The organism is Mycobacterium sp. TH-M15 (assembly GCF_057473705.1).
Genome location: NZ_JBYCLB010000289.1, coordinates 1 through 22155 on the forward strand (window position 1 = coordinate 1; position 22155 = coordinate 22155).

The following is a 22155-nucleotide window of genomic DNA, read 5'->3' on the forward strand; positions in this document are numbered from 1 at the left end:
GGTGGCCGGACGGCCGACCCTGGCGCTGGTCAACCGGGACGCCGACCAGGCGCACATGTCGCTGGGGCTGCGCACCCCCGGGCGGCACTGGCCGCACCGTCAAGCGCTGTCAGTGCTGAACACCGCACTCGGCGGCGGGCTCAGTTCCCGGCTGTTCCAGCAGATCCGGGAGGAACGCGGGCTGGCCTACTCGATCTACTCTTCGCTGGAGACCTTCGCCGACACCGGTGCGCTCTCGGTGTACACCGCATGCCTGCCGGAGCGCTTCGACGACGTGGTGGCCGTCACCGCCGACGTGCTCGAGTCGGTGGCCCGCGACGGAATCACCGAAGCCGAGTGCCGGATCGCCAAGGGGTCGTTGCGCGGCGGGCTGGTGCTGGGACTGGAGGACGCCGGGTCCCGGATGAATCGGATCGGCAGCGGCGAACTGAACTACGGCCACCATCGCAGCATCACCCACACGCTGCGGGAGCTGGACGCGGTCACCGTCGACGAGGTCAATGCGGTCGCCCGGCGGTTGTTGGGGATGCCGTTCGGCGCCGCGGTGGTCGGGCCGTATCGCGCGAGGCGGGCGCTTCCCAGGAGGCTGCGGTCGATGGCAGGCTAGGTGGATGGCATTCACCTTTGCGGAGTTGGCGGCACCGGTGGTGGGCGCGCCGATGGCCGGGGGTCCGAGCACCCCGGCGCTGGCCGCGGCGGTGTCCAACGCGGGTGGCCTGGGCTTCGTGGCCGGCGGCTACCTGGCCCCGCATCAGTTGGCCGACCAGTTCGCTGCCGCCCGCGCCGACACCAGCGGGCCGATCGGGGTCAACCTGTTCGTGCCGCAGCCCAGCCCGGTGGACATGGTGCAGCTCGACGAGTACGCCTACCACCTGGAGGAGCTGGCCGAGCACTACGACGTCGAACTCGGCTGGCCACGCCCGGACGACGACTGCTATCCGGAGAAGCTGGAGCTGCTCGCCGATCTGCGGCCGACGGTGGCGTCGTTCACGTTCGGGACGCCGTCTCCCGGGGCGCTGGCGACGCTGCGGGAGCTGCGGATACTGACCCTGGTCACGGTGACGTCGGTCTACGAGGCCGGCATCGCCGTCGCCCACGGGGCCGACGGCTTGGTGGTGCAGGGCCCGGAGGCCGGCGGGCACCGGGGAACGTTCGCCCCCGACGTGCCGCCGGGCACCGAGCCGCTGCACGAGCTCCTCGACGCGATCCGCGCCGCCCATGGTGAGGTCCCGCTGGTGGCGGCCGGCGGCCTGGGCACCGCCGACCAGGTCGCCGAGGTGCAGCGCCGCGGCGCGGTGGCCGCGCAGGTCGGCACCGCGCTGCTGCTCGCCGAGGAAGCCGGCACCTGCGCGGCGCACCGCGCGGCGCTGCGAAACCCGGAGTTCAGCACGACCACCGTGACCCGCGTGTTCTCCGGGCGCTACGCGCGCAGCCTGGAGAACGATTTCACCCGCGCATTCGACAACCTGGCCCCGGCCGGCTACCCGGAGGTCAACCAGCTGACGAAACCGATCCGGGCGGCGGCCGCGACGCTGGACGACCCGCAGGGCATGAGCCTGTGGGCCGGGACCGGCTACCGCAGTGTGCTTCCGGGTCCGGCCGCCGAGATCGTCGCGGCGCTGGTGAGCTGAGCGGTACCGCCGGTATCGCATATGATCGGCCGATGAACCCGGACACGCCACCGTCTGCCACCGGAACCGTCCAGATAGCGGCCAGCCCGGAGGTGGTGTACGCGCTGATCACCGACCTGCCGGTGCTCGCCGAGCTGGCCGAGGAGAACGTCGGCATGCGCTGGCGAAGAGGCGAAGCGGCGCGCCCGGGCGCGGTCTTCGTCGGGCACAACCGCAACGGGTGGCGGCGGTGGAGCACCACCTGCACCGTCACCGACGCCGAACCGGGCCGGATCTTCGCCTTCGACGTGCGCTCCGCGATCATCCCGGTGGCCCGGTGGGCCTACCGGATCACCCCGGCGGACGGTGGCTGCCGGGTCACCGAGAGCACCTGGGATCGCCGGCCCCGTTGGTTCCTCGGGGTAGCCAGCCTGACCACCGGCGTCACGGACCGGGTCGGCACGAACACCGAGCACATCAGGCTCACCCTGGACCGGCTGAAGCGGCGGGCCGAGCAGACAACCAATTGACATATACTATGGATTTGTAAACTTCGATTCCGGAGGTTCCCATGCTCAAGGTCAGTGACGACGCGGCCGGGCCGCATGACGGCTCCCTCGACCACGAACGTATCGTCCTGCAGGCCCGCGACGTCTGGTTCGACTGGTCGGACCTGCCGGTGCACTACGTGCCGGGTGAGCCGTTCGCCACCCACTTCGCCAACGTGCTGCACCTGCTGCTGCCGGCCGGCGAGGAATTCTTCGTCGAGGTGTTCAAGCAGGCGCTGCCGCTGATCAAAGACGACCAGCTGCGGCTGGACGTGCAGGGGTTCATCGGCCAGGAGGCCACCCACGCGCAGGCGCACGCCGGGGTCGCCGACCACCTGGTCGCCAGCGGCATCGACGTGTCGCCGTTCACCGACCAGATGCGTTGGCTGTTCGGGAAGCTGCTCGGGGACCGGCCGAAGTGGGGCACCCGCCGCCAGCAGCGGTGGCTGGTCGAGCGGGTGGCGCTGGTCGCCGCCATCGAGCACTACACCGCGATCCTCGGCGAGTGGGTGCTGGACACCCCCGAGCACGACGCGATCGGCACCCACCCGGCGATGATGGACATGCTGCGCTGGCACGGCGCCGAGGAGGTCGAGCACAAGGCCGTCGCCTTCGACCTGATGAAACACCTGTCGGGCGGCTACTGGCGCCAGGTCCGCACCCAGATCGCGGTGACCCCGCTGATGCTGTGGCTGTGGGTGCGCGGACTGCGGTTCATGTACTCGGTGGACCCGCAGCTGCCGGCCGGCAGCAAGGCCCGGTGGCGGGACTGGTTCGTCGCGTCCCGGCGCGGGCTGGTGCCGTCGCCGTTCGAGTTCCTCCCGGCGATCGCCTCCTACTACCGGCCGGGTTTCCATCCGTCGCAGCTGGGCGGGGTGGAACGGGCGGTCAACTACCTGGCCGTCTCGCCGGCCGCGCGCGCCACGCACTGATGAGCACCGTCACCGCGTCCGACGGCGTCACCCTGGCGGTGCACGCCTACACCGGAATCGACCCGAGCCGACCGACCATCCTGGCGATCCACGGCTGGCCGGACAACCACCACGTCTGGGATGCGCTGGCCGACCGGCTGATCGAGAACTACCCGGGTTGTTACAACGTCGTCGGCTACGACGTGCGCGGCGCCGGCGAGTCGTCGGCGCCGGCCTGCCGGGCCGGGTACCGGTTCCCGCAGCTGGTCGCCGACGTCGACGCGGTGATCGAGCACCTGGGGGTGGACCGGGTGCACCTGCTCGGCCACGACTGGGGCTCGATCCAGGGCTGGGCGGCGGTCACCGATGCCCGCGTGTCGGCCAAGATCGCGTCCTACACCTCCATCTCGGGCCCACACCTGGATTACGCCGGTGCCTTCCTGCGCTCACCGCGCAGCCCGCGGGCGGTGTTTGACGTCGTCCGGCAGCTGTTCGGGTCCGGCTACATCTGGTTCTTCCTGACGCCGCGGCTGCCGGAGGCGCTGTTCGGCAGCCGGGCGGGCCGGCGGCTGGTGGAGGTGCTGGGCGGCATCGGTGGGCCCGGGGCCCGCGAGGCGCCGCCGCGCTCGGTCGGCGACTACCGCAACGGGCTGAACCTGTACCGGGCGAACATGCCGCGACCGTTCTTGGCGCCGGCGAAACCGCTGCCGCAGACCAGCGTTCCGGCGCAGACCCTGATCCCGGGCAGCGACGTCTTCGTCGGCCCCGCCCTGCAGCGGTTCACCGGCTCGATCCCGGGCGAGAGCCGGGTGGTCCCGATTCCGGGCGGCCACTGGGGGCTTGCCGATTACCCGGACCTGATCGTGAAGCTGACCGCCGAGTGGGTCGACCGCACCGCGGGCGACCGGCGGGGTTGAGGGGAAGAGCGTGCCGTCCGACATCTGGAAAACCCGCCCGGCCGACCTGTACGGCCGGCGAAAGCACGACCGCTTCTACGCCATGCTGTGGGGAGCGGTCACCGCGTTCAAGGGGTTCTCGGTCACCTCGCGGTGGAGTCCGGAACGGGTCGAGCCGGTGCAGCGCACCATCGCCGCGGTCGTCACCAAGCGCACCCTGGTCACCCCGGACGCGGTGGCGCTGACCATCGCCGACCCGGACGGCGGGCTGCTGCCGTCGTGGACCCCGGGCGCCCACATCGACGTGCGGCTGCCGTCCGGCCGGCGCCGCCAGTACTCGCTCTCCGGGCCGCCCGGACGGCGCACCGACTACCGGATCGTGGTGCGCCGGCTCGACGACGGCGGCGGCGGGTCGGTCGAGCTGCACGACACCGTCGGCGTCGGTGACGCGCTGCTGTTCGAGGGCCCGCGCAACGCCTTCTACCTCGGCACCGGCGAGCGCGACGTGCTGTTCGTCATCGGCGGTATCGGGGTGACGCCGATCCTGCCGATGCTCCGGGAGGCGCAGCAGCGCGGACTCGACTGGCGCGCGGTGTATGCCGGACGCAGCCGGGCGTACATGCCGCTGCTCGACGAGGTGGTGTCGGTGGCGCCGGAGAAGGTCACGGTCTGGGCCGACGATGAGCGGGGCGGCTTCGCCGGCGCCGCCGAGCTGCTGGCCGGCGCCGGACCGGAGACCGCGGTGTATGTCTGCGGACCGGTTGAGATGCTGGAGGCGGTGCGCATCGCCCGGGATGCATGCCACGGCGCGCCGCTGCACTACGAACGGTTCAGCCCGCCGCCGGTCGTCGACGGAATCCCGTTCGAGCTGGAGCTGGCCCGGTCGGGGCGGGTGCTGTCGATCCCCGCCGACCGGTCCGCGCTGGACGTCCTGCTGGACCTGGACCCGACGACGCCGTGCTCGTGCCGGCAGGGTTTCTGCGGCACCTGCAAGGTGTCGGTGGTCTCCGGGGCGGTCGACCACCGGGGCCGGATCGCCGAAGCCGGTGACGAGATGCTGGTCTGTGTCTCCCGGGCGAAGGGCGCCCGGGTCGTCATCGACGCCTGAACCTGCATAAATACGACTCTGTAATGTAGCTCACGTTACCGGCGTGGTGCGGCCTTTCCCCGATACCCCGGCGGCCGGCGCCGACGGCTGCCTACACTTCGGCCGTGCCCGGCGATCCCGTTACCCACAGCGCCAGCCTGCCCGCCAGGATCCTCTACGCGGTGGCCTCCGCGGTAACGCCCCGCCTGGTGCGGCGGATGGTGTTGGGGCGCAACCGTGATGCGATTCCCCAGCGGCTGGTCCGCACCGGGCGCCGGGTCAACAGGGTGGCCCGGCTGCAGCGCCGGCGACCGCACCTCGGAGTGCGGTTCGTCCGTGACGACGGCGCCGGGGTCCCGGTCGAGCTGGTCCACCGGGCCGACTCGGCCGGTCCGCAGGGCCCAGAGCTCGGCGGCGGTGCGCTGCTCTACTTCCACGGCGGCGGCTTCATCACCGGCGGGCTGGACACCCACCTGCATGTGGTGGCCACCCTGGCCCGCCGGACCCGGCTGCCGGTGGTGCACGTCGACTACCGGCAGTACCCGGAGGTGACCGTCGACGGGTCGGTCGACGACTGCCTGCGCGTCTACCGCTGGCTGCTGCATCGGGGTGCCGACCCGGCCAAGACGGTGCTGGCCGGCGACTCCGCCGGCGGCTTCCTGGCTTTCGTCGCCGCACTCGCATCCCAGCAACGCGGGCTGCCGGGACCGGCCGGCGTGGTCGGCATCTCGGCGCTGCTGGAGCTGGACGGCGCCGCCCGGGCCGGTCACCCGAACCTGCACCGGGACGGCTTCGGCATCCCGCTGGTGCTGGGCGAGATCGTCGACCGGGTCTGTCCGTCGCCGGCGATGCGGCGCGACCTCGCGCCGATCAACGGACGGTTGGAGACGATGCCGCCGGCGCTGCTGATCGCCGCCGAGTCGGAGATCCTGCGCTGCGACGCCGAACGGCTGCAGCACGCGCTGCATCAGCACAACCGGCCCTGCCGGCTGGAGATCTGGGGAAGCGAGCTGCACGGCTTTCCGGCGCTCTTCCCGTTCCTGCGGGACAGCAAGGCCGCCTATGATGCGATCACCGGTTTCGTGGCCGAGTGTGTGGCCGGTCCCGGCCGGATCGGTCAGCGGGACGTGTCGTAAGGCGGCCGGCGGCGCGGCAGTAGGGTGGCCGGTATGCGGATAGCGGTGCTGGGCGCCAAAGGCAAAGTGGGCGCCACCATGGTTGCGGCGGTGCGGGCCGCCGAGGATCTGACCCTGTCGGCCGAGGTCGACGCCGGTGATCCGATGAGCCGGCTGACCGACGGCGACACCGAGGTGGTGATCGACTTCACCCATCCCGGCGTGGTGATGGACAACCTGAAATTCCTGATCGACAACGGGATTCACGCCGTGGTGGGCACCACCGGGTTCACCGACGACCGGCTGGCTACGGTGCGGTCCTGGCTGGCCGACACCCCGGGGGTTTCGGTGCTGATTGCCCCCAACTTCGCCATCGGGGCGGTGCTGTCCATGCATTTCGCCACCCAGGCGGCCCGGTTCTTCGAGTCGGTAGAGATCATCGAGTTGCATCATCCGCAGAAGGCCGACGCCCCGTCGGGCACCGCGACGCGTACCGCCCAACTGATCGCCGAGGCCCGAAAAGGCATGCCGGCCAACCCGGATGCCACCAGCACCGCGCTGCCGGGCGCCCGCGGCGCCGACGTCGACGGCATCCCGGTGCACGCGGTGCGGCTGGCCGGGCTGGTCGCCCACCAGGAGGTGCTGTTCGGCACGCTGGGCGAGACCATGACGATCCGGCACGACAGCATCGACCGCACCTCGTTCGTGCCCGGCGTGCTGCTGGCGGTGCGCCGGGTCGCCGAGCGCCCCGGCCTGACGGTGGGCATCGAGCCGCTGCTCGACCTGAGCTGACCGAGATGGCCGGAGCCTCCCGCGGCGTGCGTGTGCAGCTGTTGATCGTCTTCATGTGCCTGGCACTGGTGATGTATCTGCTGCTGCTCGGCCGGATGGCGGTGCTGATGATTCGGTCCGGCTCGGTGGCCGGCATCGGGCTGGGCGCGGCGCTGCTGATCATGCCGGTGATCGGGGGGTGGGCGCTGTACGCCACGCTGCGCGACGGCTTCACCCATCAGCGGCTGGCCCGGCTGATCGACGACGACGGGCTGGAGTTGGACGTCAGCGCGCTGCCGCGGCGGCCCTCCGGGCGGATCGATCGCGCCGCGGCCGACGCGCTGTTTCACATCGTCCGCGCCGAACTCGACGCGGAGCCGGGGGATTGGCGCCGCTGGTACCGGCTGGCCCGCGCCTACGACTACGCCGGCGACCGGCGCCGGGCGCGGGAGGCGATGCGCACCGCGGTGCGGCTGCAGGAGACCGAGTGAGAAACGGAACGTTTCACCGTGCTATCTGGTTGCCGAGTGCCCCGGATCATCTCCGGTCTGGCAGCTACGGATCGTCACCAGTAGATCCTCTCAAACGGTAGTGCCGGGTTAGGACGAAACCGGCACGGATGAGGCCACTGCTCCCGTGGCACATGATGCGGGCACCGAGGAATCCCGCCTGGTGGCGGCGCTTCGCCCAGCGGTGGATCGTCGCCCGGAGGTGGGGGTTCTTCGTCTGGTGGCGGTGGTGCACAGACGGGATTTCCAGGGTCAGCCGCGCAGTCCGGCGCAGGATCGTTGGCGGGAGCCACCGGCACGCCACCCAAACCGGGGGTTGCATGGGCCGGGGTGGCCACAACTTCTGCAGAGTAGGCGAGCAGTGCCGCAATCACTGCCAACGTGGCAATGTTGGGCAGCTTCGCGAAGGCGATCCTCACCGCTGCCGTCCGGAATCAGCGCCGGTGCAGCGCGGCCTTATCATGCTGCTGATCTTATGTGGCGGCCCAGATTCGCTACGGGACATCGTCACTGTCGCCCACGTCGTCGCGGTGCAGCAGCTTTTCCGGGTGATGAAAGGTGTTGGTGCGGGGTTGGCCGTGGTCGAGGTGTGGCGGCGGGATGGTCTCGATCGTGCCGTCACGGCGTCTGCGAGTGACCCAGTCCCCGCTGGTGATGAGGCCGTGGTGCGGGCCGCAGCGCAGCGTCAGGTCGTCGATATCGGTCCGGCGGCATTGGGCGTAGTCGGTGGCGTGGTGGACCTCGCAGTAGTAGCCGGGCACGCTGCAGTCGGGATGGGAACAACCGCGGTCGCGCGCGTAAAGCACTATCCGTTGACCGGGTGAGGCGAGCCGCTTGGTGTGGTAGAGGCCGAGCGCCCTGCCCTGCTCGAAAACGGCCAGGTAGTGATGGGCGTGACGAGCAAGCCGGATGACGTCACTGATCGGCAACAGGGTGCCGCCACCGGTAAGTCCGTGTCCGGCAGCGGCTTCCAGGTCGGCCAGCGTGGTGGTGACGATGATCGACGTCGGCAGGCCGTTGTGCTGGCCCAGTTCTCCGGAGGCCAGCAGAGCGCGCAAGCCGGCGGTGAGCGCATCGTGCTGGCGCTGAGCGGGGCTGCGGTGATCGGCATCGATCGTGCCTTGGGCGGGCGTACCGTCCACGGTCGGATTCTCGTCTTCGGGGTTGGCCATGCCGGGCGCGGCGAGTTTCGCCCAAACCGCCTCCAGCGTGGCACGCAGCTCCGGGGTAAGCCAACCGGCCAGCGATGACATCCCATCGGCACCTTGGCGGCCTAGGGTGATCCCGCGGCGGTTGGCGCGGTCGGTGTCGGTGAAGTTGCCGTCGGGGTTGAGGCAGTCGGCGAGGTGCTCAGCGAGGCGGGCGAGCTGTTCCGGGCGGAACCGAGCCGCCCCGTCGGCCAGGTCTGCTTCGGCCTGCTCCCGGGTGGCGGGATCGACGAAGCCGGGCAGCTGGCGATCGAAGCGGCGAATCACCGCGATGTGCTCGCGGCCGATCCGACCGTCGCGCTGACGGGCGGCGGTGGCAGCCAGCCGCGCCGGCAGTTCCTCGCCGGTGACTGCGCGGCGGGCACCCAGGTCGGCGGCCTCGTCGATCCGGCGTCTGGCATCGCCGCGGGTGATGTGCAGCCGGGCCGCCAGGGCATGGGCGAGTTTGCCGCCGAGTTCGTCCGGGCTGGCCTGGCACGCGATCTGGTTGATCAGGTCGTGGCCGGGTACCGGCAGCCGACGGGCCACCCGTTCGATGCGCTCCAGCACCCGCAGTCGTTCCGGGGTGGTCAGCGTGTCGAACCGCAGTCCGAGCAGCTCGTCGACCGCGGCATCGACGCGGTCCAGCACCGCGCCGATCCGGTCTCGACCACTGCAACTCATACCGAAACGCTATCGATGCCCACCGACAAAACGCGCCCCGATTGTGAATCAGGAAACGCAAGTGGCGCAAGAGGTTACAATGAGTCTGCAGATCAGAAATTTTAGTGATCGGCTGTGGGAGATCCATTGAGCTCCGGCGGCTCAGCTGACGGGATTGGAGGTTCGCCGGTGGCCAAGACCCTGCTCATGGTTCACCACACCCCGTCGCCGTACATGCAGGAGATGTTCGAGGCGGCGCTGTCCGGCGCGACCGACCCCGAGATCACCGGGGTAGACGTGGTGCGTCGGCCGGCGCTGTCCGTTGCGCCGGCCGACATGCTGGCGGCGGACGGCTACCTGCTGGGCAGCCCGGCCAACCTGGGCTACATCAGCGGTGCGCTCAAGCATGCCTTCGACGTCTGTTACTACCCGATCCTGGACAGCACCCGCGGCCGGCCGTACGGGTTGTACCTGCACGGAAACCAGGGCACCGAGGGCGCCGAACGGGCGGTCGCCTCGATCACCACCGGCCTGGGCTGGGTCAAAGCCGCCGAATACGTGGTGGTTTCGGGCCAGCCGAGCAAGGCCGACCTGGAGGCGTGCTGGGAGTTGGGTGCCAGCGTCGCGGCGCAGTTGATGGGCTGAGCTGTGCGCGGTTCGCCTCAGGCGACGAACTGGTCGTGCAGGATGTGCAGGCCCAACAGGTGGTTGTGGATCTTGTCGTGTTCGTTGGCGGCCGCCGGATCGGCCGGCACGCTTTCCAGGAACCGCTGGGTTCGCTCCGCGGAGCAAATACCGACTTCGTTGATTCGCTGGCGGCTCAGGTATCTCGACGTCAGCCGGGACAGCTGGGCCGATTGCGCCGCGGACCGGTGTGCCGGCGGCGCCATGAACGCGAATTTTCGCTTGCGATAAAGGAAGTCGGGCATCGCGTACCGGAGCGCCTCGCGCAGCACCCATTTCTCGGTGCCTTTGCGGATACGCAAATCCGGCGGCACCCGCACCGCGGTCTCGGCTACCCGATGGTCCAGCAACGCCGGCCGGGTCTCGACGGCGTGCGACATGTCCATCCGGTCGCCGCCCCAGCTGAGGATCTGGCCGTCGAGCATGGTCTTGATCCAGCTGTACTGGGCCCGATCCAGCCGGCCCCGCTGATCCAGCTGGCCCGGGTCGAGGCTCTCCGCCACCGCCTCGAGCGGGTCGTAACCACCCAGCTCGTCGAGGAGCCCGTCGGCCAGCAGCGGCTTCACCCGGTGCCAGGCCGAGACCCACGGCTGCACCCAGCCGGGGGTGAAGCCCATCGTGCGTTCGAATCCGGGGTGTCGCTGCGGCTCGGCGGCCAGGATTGCGCCGACGACCAGTTGGTCTGCCGGGTTCACCGTCGCGGCCGTGTGATCGAGCGCGAACGCCGGGTAGCCGGCGAACAACTCGTCGGCGCCCTCACCGGAGAGCACCGCCCGGAACCCGTGTGCGTGAGTGGCCCGGCTGAGGTGCATCTTGGCAACACCGAGGGTGTTGTAGAAGGTGCGTTCGCTGTGCCATACCGCCCGCACATAACTCTCGTCGTAGAGCTGGTCGAGACCCATCCGGCGGATCTCCAGTCGCGCGCCGTTGTGCTCGGCGACCTTGGCGGCGATATCGGATTCGTCGTAGGCCGGATCGTCGAAGCCGATGGTGAACGCCTGCGGCGCGGTCTGTGCGGTCGCGGTCGCCATCCCCAGGATGGCACCGCTGTCCATCCCGCCGGACAGATACTGGCCCACCGGGACGTCGGCCTGCACCCGCAGTGCCACCGCATCGGAGATCGCCGAGCGGATCGCGTCGACGTGCTCGCCGGGTTCCAGGTCGTCCCAGTGACCGTCGTGCGGGAAGTCCAGATCCCAGTAGCGGTGCGTCCGGATCGAGAACCGGTCGTCGCACCGGTCGACGATCAGCATGTGCCCCGGGCGCAGCGACTCGATGCCGTCGAATGCCGTCGAACCCGGCACCATGACCTGAGCCAGCTGGTTGACGGCCGCCGCTCGGTTGAGCCGACTGGGCACATCGGGGTGGGCCAGCAGCGCCTTGGCCTCCGACGCCCAGCCGAACAGTGTGGGGCCGGGATAGAAGAAGAGCGGCCGGACGCCGAACCGGTCGCGCACCAGGATCAGCCGGTCGCGGGTGAGGTCGACCAGCGCGATCGCGTATTCACCGCGCAGGTGATCCACGAAATCCAGCCCGTAGCGCCGGTACAGCGCGAGCACCAGTTCGCTGTCGGACTTCGAGTGGAAACTCTCGCCCCGCGCGGTGAGCTCGGCCCGCATCCGCTGAAACCCGTAGATCTCGCCGGCGACGGTCGCAACGATCTCACCGTCGGCGGTGCTCAGCGGTTGCTTTCCGTGTGAGCTGAGATCGTTGATGGCGAGCCGGACGTGCCCCATCGCCAAGCCGGCCTCCGGACGGATCAGCGCCCTGGGACCGTCTGGACCGCGATGGGCGATAGCCTCGGTCATCGCGTCGATGGTGTCGGATGCGTCCGAAGCAAGACGCCGACAAGACCAGAATCCGGTTATTCCGCACACGTGTTCACCCGTCCGAGTCGGTGGTATCGGTGAGGCTGTCGAGCCGGCCGCTGACCGCCAGCAGCAGAGCCTGGCGGACGAAGACCGCCCCGGCGGCCTGGTCGAAGTACAGGTTGTGCGGTGTGTCGTCGAGATCGGTCCCCAGCTCGGCATGCCGGGCCAGCGGGTGCATGACCACCGCGTCGGGTTTGAGCGACGTGCCGGAGTCGATCCGGTACTGGGCGCCGAGCTCTCGGTACTGGTCGCCGTCGAGCGCGAGCGAATTCTGGTAGATGACATCGAATTCCGGTGCAATGCTGTCGAACTCTGTGGCGCTGCGGTACTCGATGCCTTCGTCGTCGAGGACTGATTCCAGTTCCGGGTCTATCGGGTCCGGATCGTCGGCGACGATGGTGACATCACGGATCGTCGACGCGAAATGTTTGGCACCCATGAGCAGGAAGCTTCGATTCGAGCGCATCCGCCGCGGAGCGCCGACGATACCCATCGACAACCCGTCGCCGTTCGTGCACCGTTCGGAGTTGACCAGCTGCGGCCGCCATTTCGACAGCGCGTACCAGTCGGCGAGAGCCTGGGTGGGATGCTCCTTGGTGCCGTTTCCGCCGTTGATGATGGGAGTCTGCATGCCGCCGGAGCGGATGTCATCCACCACCGTGTCGACGAAATGGCGGAGCACCACCAGGTCGGCGTAGGCGTCGAACATGACGCCGGTGTCGGCGAGCGTCTCGCCCTTCTCCAGGCTGGTCACCTTGGCGTCGGGGATGCTCACGACCGAGGCACCCAACCGGTGCGCGGCAGACTCGAACGAGAGTCTGGTTCTGGTGCTGGGCTCGAAAAACGCGGTCAGCACGACCTTGCCGTGCAGCGCGTCCGGCGCGGACTCGCCGCCCTGCAGCCGCGCCGCCACCGAGAACAGGTCGGTCAGCTCGTTCTTACTCATGTCCAGCGACGACACCACGGTCCTGCCAGACAGCTGTTCGAGGTCGCCTGACAGGTCTTTCACCAGCGGCTTGGGGTCGGTTACCCGACGCCCCTCGGCGGCCGCCGCCGCCAGTTCGGCCAGCATCGTTGTCATCTCCCCACGCTCAGAATCGAACGTCCTTGACGATGATTTGAGCCGAGAATCCTTCGGCGACGTGAGCCTTCGTTCAGCTCGGAGAATCGATGGTTCGAAAATCTCGGCAGCACCGGCCACTGCCGCCGGCTCCCGTCAACAGGAGCCTCGGTCAGGGTGCCGCCCGATACCGCAGTCACGGTGAATCCGGATACCCCGCCCGGGCCGTTGGTAAACGTTTCGGCATCCGCTCCAGCTATAGCAGCAACCGGGCCGGATGTCGATTTCTTCGGGCGTGTCGGCGGCGCCCGCAGCCCGTCCGCAGTGCGTCGCGTTGTTTGCCAGACATGGTCGGAGATGACGTTCACACTGGAAGGCGTGGTGTACTCGTCGGATCTGAACGTTGCCCCCGGCGGGTCGATCCGCGACATCCCACGCGATCATAATCCCTTCCCGCAGAGCGGGGTCTCGCGTGACCGCCACGGCGTCCCGCACTACGAGCAGCTGCCGGCCACCCTGCTGGCGCTGCTGGCCGAGCAGGTGCAGACCCGGCCGGAGAGCGAGGCCGTCGTCGAGCTCGGCGCCGGGCGACTGACCTACCGGGAGCTCTGGAACCGGGCGGCCCGGGTGGCCGGCGGGCTGCGGGCCGGCGGGCTGGCCCGCGGCGATCGGGTCGGCCTGCGCTACCCGGCCGGCCTGGACTGGGTGCTGGCGTTCTGGGGCATCCTGATGGCCGGCGGCGTGCCGGTGGCGGTGAACACCCGGATGGCCGCCCCCGAGGTGGAGTTCGTGCTCGCCGACGCCGGGGCCCGGATCGACCTGGCGCCGGGCGCCGCGCTGCCCGACGGCGAGGAGTACCTGGCGGACGGCGCGGCCCGGTCCGATACCGCCGCGCTGTTCTACACCTCCGGCACCACCGGCCGGCCCAAAGGGGTGCCCACCACCCACGAGGCGTTTCTCACCAACGCCGAGAACATGATGCGGTGCATGGGGGAGTCCCGGGCGATCGGCGAGGAGCTGCGCACGCTGATCTCGGTGCCGCTGTTTCATGTGACCGGCTGCACCTCCCAACTGCTGGCCGCCGCCCCCGCCGGCGCCGCGGCGGTGATCATGCCGACGCTGAGCCTGCCCGGGCTGATCGACACCCTGACCGCCGAACGGATCACCTCGGTGGTCACCGTCTCGGCGGTCTACGCGCTGCTGCTGCGCCAGCCCGACTTCGCCGGCGCCGACGTCTCCGGGGTCCGGTGGGTGGGCTACGGCGGTGCGCCGACGGCGCCGGTGCTGGTGCGCGCGCTGCGCGACCGGTTCGGTGCCGCGCAGGTGTTCAACGGCTACGGGATGACCGAGACCGCGTCGCTGATGACCTGCCTGCCCGACTCGGACGCCGTCGAGCACGCCGACTCCGTCGGCTACGTGGTGCCGTCCGGCGATATCGCCGTCGCCCCGCTCGGCGGTGGCTCCAGCGACCCGATGACCGGCGAGCTGGTGGTACGCGGCGCCAACGTGACGGCTGGCTACTGGAACCGGCCGGAGGCCACCGCCGCGACCATCGTGGACGGCTGGCTGCACACCGGCGATGTGGTCCGGGTCGACGACGCGGGCCGGGTGCACATCGTCGACCGGCTCAAGGACATCATCATCCGCGGCGGCGAGAACGTCTCCAGCGTCGAGGTCGAGGCCGCGCTGCTGGCCGCTCCCGGCGTCGCCGACGCGTGCGTGCTGGCGGTGCCCGACGAGGTGATGGGCGAGAAAGTCGGCGCGGTGCTGGTCGGCGACGCCGCCGGCATCGACGTGACGGCGGTGCTGAAGCATTGCGGCCGCGAGCTCGCCGATTTCAAGATCCCGCAGTACATCACCGTGGCCACCGAGGCGCTGCCCCGCACCGCCAGCGGAAAACTGCTCAAACACCAACTCCGCGACCAGGTGCAGTGGGGTGCGCCGCTCCGATGACCGGCGCGCAGCTGCTGCCGGGCGAGGAGACGCTCTCCGCGCCGATGGACGGCACCGTCGTCGAGCTGACACCGGATAGCGTCGTGCTGGAGCCGCCGAGGACGACCTGGACCGGTCCCGCGCCGATCTGGCTCATCTGCGCACCCGCGACGACGGCCGGCCGGAGGCCGTATCATCGCGACCCCGGAGGCCAACATCGGCATGGGTGGCCCGGCGATGATCGAGGGCGGCGGGCTGGGGGTTCACGCGCCGGAGCAGATCGGGCCGATCGACGTGCAGCGGCGCACCGGCGTGGTGGCTCTGGCCGCCTGCGACGAGGCGCACGCAGTGGCGCTGGCCAAGCGGTACCTGTCGTATTTCCAGGGTCCCGTGCGCGACTGGCAGGCGCCGGACCCGCGGCTGTCCCGGCACGTGGTGCCGGAGAACCGGTTACGCGCCTACGACCCGGGCCGGGCGATCGGGTCCATCGTCGACGTCGACTCGGTGCTGGAGCTGCGGCCCGACTACGGCACCGGGATGGTCACCGCGCTGGTGCGCGTCGAGGGCACCCGGTTCGGGTTGGTGGCCAACAACGGCCACCACCTCGGCGGCGCCATCGACGCCGCGGCGGCCGACAAGGCGGCGGACTTCCTGACGTTGTGTGAGTCGTTCCGGCTGCCGGTGATCTCGCTGTGCGACACACCGGGATTCATGGTCGGCCCGGCCGCCGAGCAGACCGCGACGGTCCGCCGGTTCGGCCGGTTCTTCGTCGCCGGGGCGCGGCTGACGGTGCCGATGGGGATGATCGTGCTGCGCAAGGGCTACGGGCTCGGCGCGATGGCGATGGCGGGCGGATCTTTTCACGCGCCGCAGTTCACCGTCGCCTGGCCGACCGGGGAGATCGGCGGCATGGGCCTGGAGGGTGCGGTGCGGCTCGGGTTCCGCAGGGAGCTGGCCGATATCGCCGACCCGGCCGAGCGGGATCGGCTCTTCGAGCAGTTGGTCGAGGCGGCCTATCGGCACGGCCGGGCGCTGAACTCGGCGACCACCTTCGAGCTGGACGACGTGATCGATCCGGCCGATTCCCGGAGGTGGATCACCCGGCTGACCCGTGGTTGACCGCCACGGCCGATTTCACGGCAGCCAAAACTGAACGTAGATTCAGGTACTGTTTCGGATATGGCGGTCAGCGTCTCCCGGAATCGGCCGCTCCCGGCCACCGTGCGGGGCGCGCGGACTCGGGCCGGGCTGATCGCCGCGGCCCGGAAGGTGTTCGAGCGAGACGGCTACCTCGACGCCAAGCTCACCGACATCACCAAGGTGGCCGGATGCGCGACCGGGTCGTTCTACACCTACTTCGCCAACAAGGAAGAGGCCCTCGCCGCGGTGCTCGAACAGGCGCAGCGCGACATGATGCATCCGGGGATGGACCGGGTGAGCGACACCGACGATCCGTATGCGGTGCTGGAGGCGAGCAACCGCGCCTACCTCGAGGCATACCGACGAAACGCCAAATTGATGGCGCTGCTCGAGCAGGTGGCACAGATCGACCCGGAGTTCCGCGCGTTCCGTGCTCGCCGGGCCGATGCGTTCATCCGACGGAATGCGGCGGGCATCGCCGACCTGCAGGAGCGCGGGATCGCCGATCAGGATCTGGACCCGATGCTGGCCTCGCTGGCGCTCTCCGGCATGGTCAGCCGACTGGCCTACGGCGCTTTCGTGCTCGACGAGGCCGACGGCGTCGACGTCGAGGTGCTGGTCGCCACCGTGACCCGGCTGTGGGCCAGTGCGCTGCGGTTCGGTCGCGACGGCAGCCACCCGCGATGAATCAAACTCGACGTCATGTTCGTATCCGGATCCGCGCGTCCGGAGTGGCTAGCGCGGGGTGTCTAGCGCGATCCGCCGGCGGACCAGGTCGTGATCTGCTCGCACACCCAGTCCGGATCGTCGAGCGGCAGATCATGCCCGGCGGTGTAGTGAATTCTGATCGGGACGCCGAGACGACGAGCGATCTCGTCTGAGCTGCGATGTGAGACGAACCGGTCGCCTCGCGAGTTAAGCACCAGCAGAGGCGCGTTCGGCGCCGCGGGCAGTTTGAAGCGCATCGCGGCGATTCCCTGCCGGCGAACGTTCGCCAGGCTCGGGTGACAGTCGGACTGGAGCCGCGACCACTGCTCGGCGATGACGTCGAGCTGGTCACTCGGCCGGTTCGATGCGCTCGCTAGCGCGGCCCGCTCCACGGCGGCCGGCGAGCGGAATGCCGCCAGGATCAAGTCGAGCGCGGCACCGGGATTGAGCCGGTGCCGAAGCGAGGCCACGTCGGAGGCGGTGGTGTTGATGACGACCGCGCGTTGGAAGTCCTCGGGATGACGGGCGCACCAGTCCAGGGTGATCATCCCGCCCAGCGAGATTTCGAGGATGGCCCAGGCGTCGTCGCCGCGTTGCGCGGAGAACCGGGCGCGGATGTCGTCGGTGATCCCGGCGATCGTGGTCGGCGATGGCCGGTCGACCTCGGAACCGAACCCCGGCGGGTCGATCGTGACGACCCGGGAGCCGACAGCTTCCGACATGCGGTCCGGGAACTCGCCCCAGTATCGCTGGTCGCGGGTGAACCCGCGCAGCAGAAGCCAATTCATGTTGATTTCGCTGGTGGGCGTTCGCGGGACGTCGGTGTCGGCACGCCAGGCCTTCCGGGTCGGGGCGGGGATAAGGCTACCAAACTGAATCCGAACTCAGGACCGGTTTACCGGAACTGTGCCGGCGTGGACGATCCACCGCGACGCGGGTCGGGCGCTGACGGGACGTGCATCGAAAGTGCCGTTGGCGCTTCGCACCGTGCTGGCCCGAGGCCATCTCGGGATGAGCTACGCCGCGCATCGCCGGTGTTGAATCCAACTCCAGATTCAACTATGTATAGTCGGAGCCGGGTCGCGGTTCTCCCTGGTCGGCGGCCCGCGTTCCCCGGGCGACGATTGAGGATCGGTCGATGCAGGTTGCTGAGAAGGTCGCGATCATCACCGGCGGTGGCGGCGGCATCGGCGGCGCGCTGGCGGCGAGGCTGGTGCAGCGGGGCGCGCGGGTGGTGGTCGCCGACCTGGACGCCGACGCGGCGCGGGCGGTTGCCGATCGGGTCAACGCCGAGCGGCCGGGCGCGGCCGTCGCGGCGGGCGCCGACGTCAGCGACACCGCAGCCATCCGCGAACTGATCCAGCTGGCCGATCACCGGTTCGGTCCGGTGGACCTGTATTTCGCCAACGCCGGCATCACCGGCGCGGTGGGTCTGGACGTCAGCGAAGCCGACTGGGACCGCAGCATCGCCGTCAACCTGCGCGCGCACATCCGGGCCGCCCAGCTGTTGGTGCCGGACTGGGTGCGCCGCGGCGGCGGATACTTCGTCTCCACCGCGTCGGCGGCCGGGTTGCTGACCCAGATCGGTTCGGCCACCTACTCGGTGACCAAGCACGCCGCGGTCGGGTTCGCCGAGTGGCTCGGCGTCAGCTACGGCGACCAGGGGGTGCGGGTCAGCTGCCTGTGCCCGATGGGGGTGAACACCAAGCTGCTCTACGCCGGGCAGGGCTCCGGCGACCGGCTGGGCGAGGCGGCGACGAAGGCGGTCACCACCGCCGGTGAGGTGCTGGAACCCGAGCGGGTCGCCGAGATCGTGCTGGATGCCGTCGACGAAGAGCGCTTCCTGATCCTGCCGCATCCCCAGGTGCTGGAGATGTACCGGCAGAAGGGGGCCGACTACGACCGCTGGCTGCGCGGCATGCGTCGCTACCAGAGGTTCCTGCTGAACGACGAGTGAAAGAGGAGTACGCATGGCCTTGTTCGACATCTCCGACCGGGCGCAGGAGTACCAGACCGACCTGCTGGAGTTCATGGACAGCTGCGTCTACCCGGCCGAGGCGGTCTACGAGCAGCAGATGCGCGACGCCGGTGATCCGCACTTCCAGCCGCCGATCGTCGAGGAGCTGAAGGCCGAGGCCCGCAGCCGCGGGCTGTGGAACCTGTTCCACCCGCACCCGCAGTGGGGGCCGGGGCTGAGCAACCTGGAGTACGCGCCGCTGGCCGAGATCATGGGCCGCAGTCCGGGCCTGGCGCCGGAGGCGACCAACTGCGCCGCCCCGGACACCGGCAACATGGAGGTGCTCACGCTGTTCGGCAGCGACGACCACAAGGAGCGCTACCTCAAGCCGCTGCTGGCCGGCGAGATCCGGTCGGCGTTTGCGATGACCGAGCCGCAGGTGGCCAGCTCGGATGCCACCAACGTTCAGCTGTCGATGGTGCGCGACGGCGGCGAATACGTTCTCAACGGCCGGAAGTGGTTCGCCTCCAACGCGTTGCACCAAAACTGCAAAGTGCTGATCGTGATGGGCAAGACCGATCCGGAAGCCGCCACCCATCGGCAGCAGTCGATGTTGGTGGTGCCGATCGACGCCCCGGGCGTGACGATCATCCGCGGCCTGCCGGTTTTCGGCTACCAGGACCGCGAGGGGCACGCCGAGATCGACTTCAAAGACGTCCGGGTGCCGGCCAAAGACGTGCTCAAGGGCGAGGGCGAGGGCTTCGCGATCGCCCAGGCCCGGCTCGGGCCGGGCCGCATCCACCACTGCATGCGCTGCATCGGGATGGCCGAGCGGGCGCTGGAGCTGCTGTGCCGGCGGTCGCTGTCCCGGGTCGCCTTCGGTAAACCGATCGCGGCCAACGCCAACATCCGGGACTGGATCGCCGAGGCGCGCATCGACATCGAGATGATCCGGCTGCTCACCCTCAAGGCTGCCTACCTGATGGACACCGTCGGCAACAAGCAGGCGCAGACCGAGATCGCGGCGATCAAGGTGGCCGCACCCACCATCGCGCTGAAGATCGTCGACCGGGCCATCCAGGTGCACGGCGCCGGCGGTGTCACCGACGACTTCCCGCTGGCCGCGGCGTGGGCCCACCTGCGCACGCTGCGCCTCGCCGACGGCCCCGACGAGGTGCACAAACGGGCCATCGCCCGCCAGGAGCTGGGCAAGTACCTCGACCCCAACACCCGGCTGGTGCGGTGATGGCGGCGGAGCTGGCCGGCCGCACCGCGATCGTCACCGGCGCCTCCCGGGGGATCGGGCTGGCGATCGCGCAACGACTGGCCGTCGCCGGGGCGGACGTGGTGCTCACCTCGCGGCATCAGGAGGCCGCCGACGCGGCGGCCGCCGAGGTCGGCGGCACCGCGCTTGGCGTCGGTGCGCACGCCGCCGACGAAGACCAGGCCCGGCGCTGCGTCGAGCTGACCCTGGAACGATTCGGCCGGCTCGACATCCTGGTCAACAACGCCGGAACCAACCCGGCATTCGGCCCGCTGATCGACCAGGACCACGCCCGGTTCGCCAAGATCTTCGACATCAACCTGTGGGCGCCACTGCTGTGGACGTCGCTGGCGACCACGGCGTGGATGGGGGAGCACGGCGGGGCGGTGGTCAACACCGCCTCGATCGGCGGGCTGAGCCTGGCGCCGGGGATGGGCCTGTACAACGCCACCAAGGCGGCGCTGATCCACGTGACGAAGCAACTGGCGCTGGAGCTTTCGCCCCGCATTCGGGTCAACGCGATCTGCCCGGGCGTGGTGCGGACCCGGATGGCCGAGCTGCTGTGGAAGGGGCACGAGCAGACGCTGGCGACGACCACCCCGCTGGGCCGGATCGGCGAGCCGCCGGACGTCGCCGAGGCGGTCGGCTTCCTGGTCTCGGATGCGGCGAGCTGGATCACCGGCGAGGTGATGGTCGTCGACGGTGGCCAGCTGCTGGGTGACCCGACGATGTTCCGCGCAGCCAGCGATGGCTAGCGCCGATCCCGGGTCGGTGGCCGGTGTCGACCCGGCGGCGGTCGCCGGCTGGATCGCCGAGCTGGGTATCCCGATCAGCGGAGCGCTGAGTTTCGAGCGGATCGGGATCGGCCAGTCCAACCTGACCTATCTGGTGCGCGACGCCGACGACCGCCGCTGGGTGCTGCGCCGTCCGCCGCTGGGGCAGCTGTTGGCGTCGGCGCACGACGTCGCCCGCGAGGCGCGGATCCTGTCCGCGCTGGCCGACACCGACGTGCCCACCCCGCGGGTGTACGGGCTGACCCGGGACCTCGACCCCGACGGTATCCCGTTGCTGCTGATGGAGTTTGTCGACGGCGTGGTGGTGGACCGGATGCCGGTGGCGGAGTCGCTGACCCCGCAGCGTCGCCGGCGGACCGGGCTGTCGATGGCCAAGACGCTGGCCACAATCCACGCCGTCGACATCGACGCGGTGGGCCTGGCGGACCTGGCCAGCCACAAGCCGTACGCCCAGCGCCAGCTGAAACGCTGGGCCGGCCAGTGGGAGCTGTCCAAGACCCGGGAGCTGCCCGCGCTCGACGACCTCACCCGGCGGCTGGTCGCCGTGGCACCCGAACAGCGGGAGCTGACGCTGGTGCACGGTGATTTCCACATCCGCAACGTGATCACCGCATCGGACGGCGAGGTGACCGCGGTGTTGGACTGGGAGCTCTCCACCCTGGGTGACCCGCTGGCCGACATGGGCAGCCTGCTGGCGTACTGGCCGCAGCCCGGCGAGGAGGACATCGCCGGTGAATTCGTGGTGACGACGCTGGACGGCTTCCCGGATCGCGCCGAGCTGGAGCGGACCTACCTGGCCGAGACCGGGCGTGACGGCGCGGCGCTGCAGTACTGGCGCGCGCTGGGGCTGTGGAAGGTGGCGATCATCGCCGAGGGGATCATGCGCCGGGTGCTGGACAACCCGGCGAACCGGGCCGCGGCCGGCACGCCGATCGCGCAGTGGATCGACACGCTGGTGGCCCGGGCGCGCGGGGTGGCCGAGGAGGCCGGTATCTGAGCCGGTGAATGGGGAGTGATGAGCCGATCCGACGACGATGCCGAGCGCAGCGATGAGGATTCGGTGCCGCCGACGAACACGGGCGAGCGAGGGGGTCGTGGCCGAGCGGCCGGCGTCATAGCGCATCCGCTGGGCCGACGTGGTCCCCGCCGGAGCCGCCGTCGGCGAGTTGTCGGATCGCGCCGTCGACCAGGGCGTGGATCACCTCGTCGGTGCTGAAATCGCTGAGCCACAGATTTGGGGTGTCCGTTCGATGCAGCATGGCCACGCCGTGCAGGGCCACCGCGAGTGCGGCCGCAGCCTTCTCCGATGCCGTGTCGGGCCGGTCGACCCGGTGCGCCGCCGGTCCGCCGCGGCACGCCAGCAGGCCGCGCGTCACCACCTCCAGCGCGCGGCGGGCCGCCGGGGCGGCATCGGCGGCCTGGGTCATCAATGCGTAGCGCAGTGGATG

The 22155-nt window shown here is 70.0% G+C and carries 20 protein-coding genes and 2 pseudogenes; 17 read left to right on the forward strand and 5 right to left on the reverse strand.

Annotated features, from left to right (window positions below):
* From AC2VNT_RS06765 to AC2VNT_RS06805, 9 genes are all read left to right on the forward strand, one after another.
* Nucleotides 1–607, forward strand: a 607-nt coding sequence (locus tag AC2VNT_RS06765; RefSeq protein WP_486946120.1) for a M16 family metallopeptidase, incomplete at its 5' end; no start/stop codon positions are given.
* 4 nt (nucleotides 608–611) lie between these two features.
* On the forward strand, nucleotides 612–1631 hold the full coding sequence (locus AC2VNT_RS06770; protein ID WP_486946121.1) for a nitronate monooxygenase: 1020 nt from the start codon (nucleotides 612–614) through the stop codon (nucleotides 1629–1631).
* Between the two features lie 32 nt (nucleotides 1632–1663).
* Complete coding sequence (locus AC2VNT_RS06775; protein ID WP_486946122.1) at nucleotides 1664–2140, forward strand: SRPBCC family protein; 477 nt, start codon at nucleotides 1664–1666, stop codon at nucleotides 2138–2140.
* A gap of 41 nt (nucleotides 2141–2181) precedes the next feature.
* The gene (locus tag AC2VNT_RS06780) at nucleotides 2182–3090 is read left to right on the forward strand and encodes a metal-dependent hydrolase (RefSeq protein ID WP_486946123.1); all 909 of its coding nucleotides are present in this window, start codon (nucleotides 2182–2184) and stop codon (nucleotides 3088–3090) included.
* On the forward strand, nucleotides 3090–3986 hold the full coding sequence (locus AC2VNT_RS06785; protein WP_486946124.1) for an alpha/beta fold hydrolase: 897 nt from the start codon (nucleotides 3090–3092) through the stop codon (nucleotides 3984–3986). The genes AC2VNT_RS06780 and AC2VNT_RS06785 overlap by 1 nt, the downstream gene beginning before the upstream one ends.
* A 10-nt stretch (nucleotides 3987–3996) precedes the next feature.
* The gene (locus AC2VNT_RS06790) at nucleotides 3997–5073 is read left to right on the forward strand and encodes a PDR/VanB family oxidoreductase (RefSeq protein ID WP_486946125.1); all 1077 of its coding nucleotides are present in this window, start codon (nucleotides 3997–3999) and stop codon (nucleotides 5071–5073) included.
* A 104-nt stretch (nucleotides 5074–5177) separates the two neighbouring features.
* Nucleotides 5178–6188: an alpha/beta hydrolase gene (locus tag AC2VNT_RS06795; RefSeq protein WP_486946126.1), complete on the forward strand. Its 1011-nt coding sequence runs from the start codon at nucleotides 5178–5180 to the stop codon at nucleotides 6186–6188.
* Between the two features lie 33 nt (nucleotides 6189–6221).
* Nucleotides 6222–6959, forward strand: a complete 738-nt coding sequence (gene dapB / locus AC2VNT_RS06800; RefSeq protein WP_486946127.1) for a 4-hydroxy-tetrahydrodipicolinate reductase — start codon at nucleotides 6222–6224, stop codon at nucleotides 6957–6959.
* Between the two features lie 5 nt (nucleotides 6960–6964).
* A complete protein-coding gene (locus tag AC2VNT_RS06805; RefSeq protein WP_486946128.1) occupies nucleotides 6965–7429 on the forward strand; it encodes a hypothetical protein in 465 nt (154 codons plus the stop codon).
* A 512-nt stretch (nucleotides 7430–7941) separates the two neighbouring features.
* Here AC2VNT_RS06805 and AC2VNT_RS06810 read toward each other — a convergent pair.
* Entirely contained in the window at nucleotides 7942–9318 is a 1377-nt protein-coding gene (locus AC2VNT_RS06810) for an HNH endonuclease signature motif containing protein (protein WP_486946129.1), read from the reverse strand.
* 186 nt (nucleotides 9319–9504) lie between these two features.
* Between AC2VNT_RS06810 and AC2VNT_RS06815 the strand changes: the two genes are divergently transcribed.
* Complete coding sequence (locus tag AC2VNT_RS06815) at nucleotides 9505–9942, forward strand: flavodoxin family protein (RefSeq protein WP_486946137.1); 438 nt, start codon at nucleotides 9505–9507, stop codon at nucleotides 9940–9942.
* A 17-nt stretch (nucleotides 9943–9959) separates the two neighbouring features.
* On the opposite strand, the gene asnB is transcribed toward AC2VNT_RS06815, so the two are convergent.
* The gene (gene asnB, locus AC2VNT_RS06820) at nucleotides 9960–11858 is read right to left on the reverse strand and encodes an asparagine synthase (glutamine-hydrolyzing) (protein ID WP_486946130.1); all 1899 of its coding nucleotides are present in this window, start codon (nucleotides 11856–11858) and stop codon (nucleotides 9960–9962) included.
* Nucleotides 11859–11862: 4 nt separating this feature from the next.
* Nucleotides 11863–12933: an aspartate/ornithine carbamoyltransferase family protein gene (locus AC2VNT_RS06825; protein ID WP_486946131.1), complete on the reverse strand. Its 1071-nt coding sequence runs from the start codon at nucleotides 12931–12933 to the stop codon at nucleotides 11863–11865.
* Between the two features lie 399 nt (nucleotides 12934–13332).
* Here AC2VNT_RS06825 and AC2VNT_RS06830 point away from each other — a divergent pair, with 399 nt between their 5' ends.
* The 3 genes and pseudogenes from AC2VNT_RS06830 (at nucleotide 13333) to AC2VNT_RS06840 (ending at nucleotide 16671) form a co-directional block, all read left to right on the forward strand.
* Nucleotides 13333–14865, forward strand: coding sequence for a class I adenylate-forming enzyme family protein (locus tag AC2VNT_RS06830; protein WP_486946138.1), 1533 nt, complete (start codon nucleotides 13333–13335; stop codon nucleotides 14863–14865).
* A gap of 171 nt (nucleotides 14866–15036) precedes the next feature.
* Nucleotides 15037–15963 (forward strand): annotated as a pseudogene (locus AC2VNT_RS06835) (carboxyl transferase domain-containing protein); the annotation flags it as partial.
* 60 nt (nucleotides 15964–16023) lie between these two features.
* Complete coding sequence (locus AC2VNT_RS06840) at nucleotides 16024–16671, forward strand: TetR/AcrR family transcriptional regulator (protein ID WP_486946132.1); 648 nt, start codon at nucleotides 16024–16026, stop codon at nucleotides 16669–16671.
* A 62-nt stretch (nucleotides 16672–16733) separates the two neighbouring features.
* Here the strand turns inward: AC2VNT_RS06840 and AC2VNT_RS06845 are convergent, their stop codons facing one another.
* Nucleotides 16734–17480, reverse strand: coding sequence for an alpha/beta fold hydrolase (locus tag AC2VNT_RS06845; protein ID WP_486946133.1), 747 nt, complete (start codon nucleotides 17478–17480; stop codon nucleotides 16734–16736).
* 350 nt (nucleotides 17481–17830) lie between these two features.
* Between AC2VNT_RS06845 and AC2VNT_RS06850 the strand changes: the two genes are divergently transcribed.
* Genes AC2VNT_RS06850 through AC2VNT_RS06865 form a run of 4 tightly spaced genes read left to right on the forward strand, consistent with a single transcriptional unit; the run spans nucleotide 17831 to nucleotide 21704 of the window.
* Nucleotides 17831–18649, forward strand: coding sequence for an SDR family oxidoreductase (locus AC2VNT_RS06850; RefSeq protein ID WP_486946134.1), 819 nt, complete (start codon nucleotides 17831–17833; stop codon nucleotides 18647–18649).
* Between the two features lie 13 nt (nucleotides 18650–18662).
* The gene (locus tag AC2VNT_RS06855) at nucleotides 18663–19895 is read left to right on the forward strand and encodes an acyl-CoA dehydrogenase family protein (RefSeq protein ID WP_486946135.1); all 1233 of its coding nucleotides are present in this window, start codon (nucleotides 18663–18665) and stop codon (nucleotides 19893–19895) included.
* Entirely contained in the window at nucleotides 19895–20668 is a 774-nt protein-coding gene (locus AC2VNT_RS06860) for an SDR family oxidoreductase (RefSeq protein ID WP_486946139.1), read from the forward strand. The genes AC2VNT_RS06855 and AC2VNT_RS06860 overlap by 1 nt, the downstream gene beginning before the upstream one ends.
* Nucleotides 20661–21704: a phosphotransferase family protein gene (locus AC2VNT_RS06865; RefSeq protein WP_486946136.1), complete on the forward strand. Its 1044-nt coding sequence runs from the start codon at nucleotides 20661–20663 to the stop codon at nucleotides 21702–21704. Before AC2VNT_RS06860 ends, AC2VNT_RS06865 begins: the two co-directional genes overlap by 8 nt.
* Before the next feature lie 115 nt (nucleotides 21705–21819).
* Here AC2VNT_RS06865 and AC2VNT_RS06870 read toward each other — a convergent pair.
* Nucleotides 21820–22155 (reverse strand): annotated as a pseudogene (locus tag AC2VNT_RS06870) (TetR/AcrR family transcriptional regulator); the annotation flags it as partial.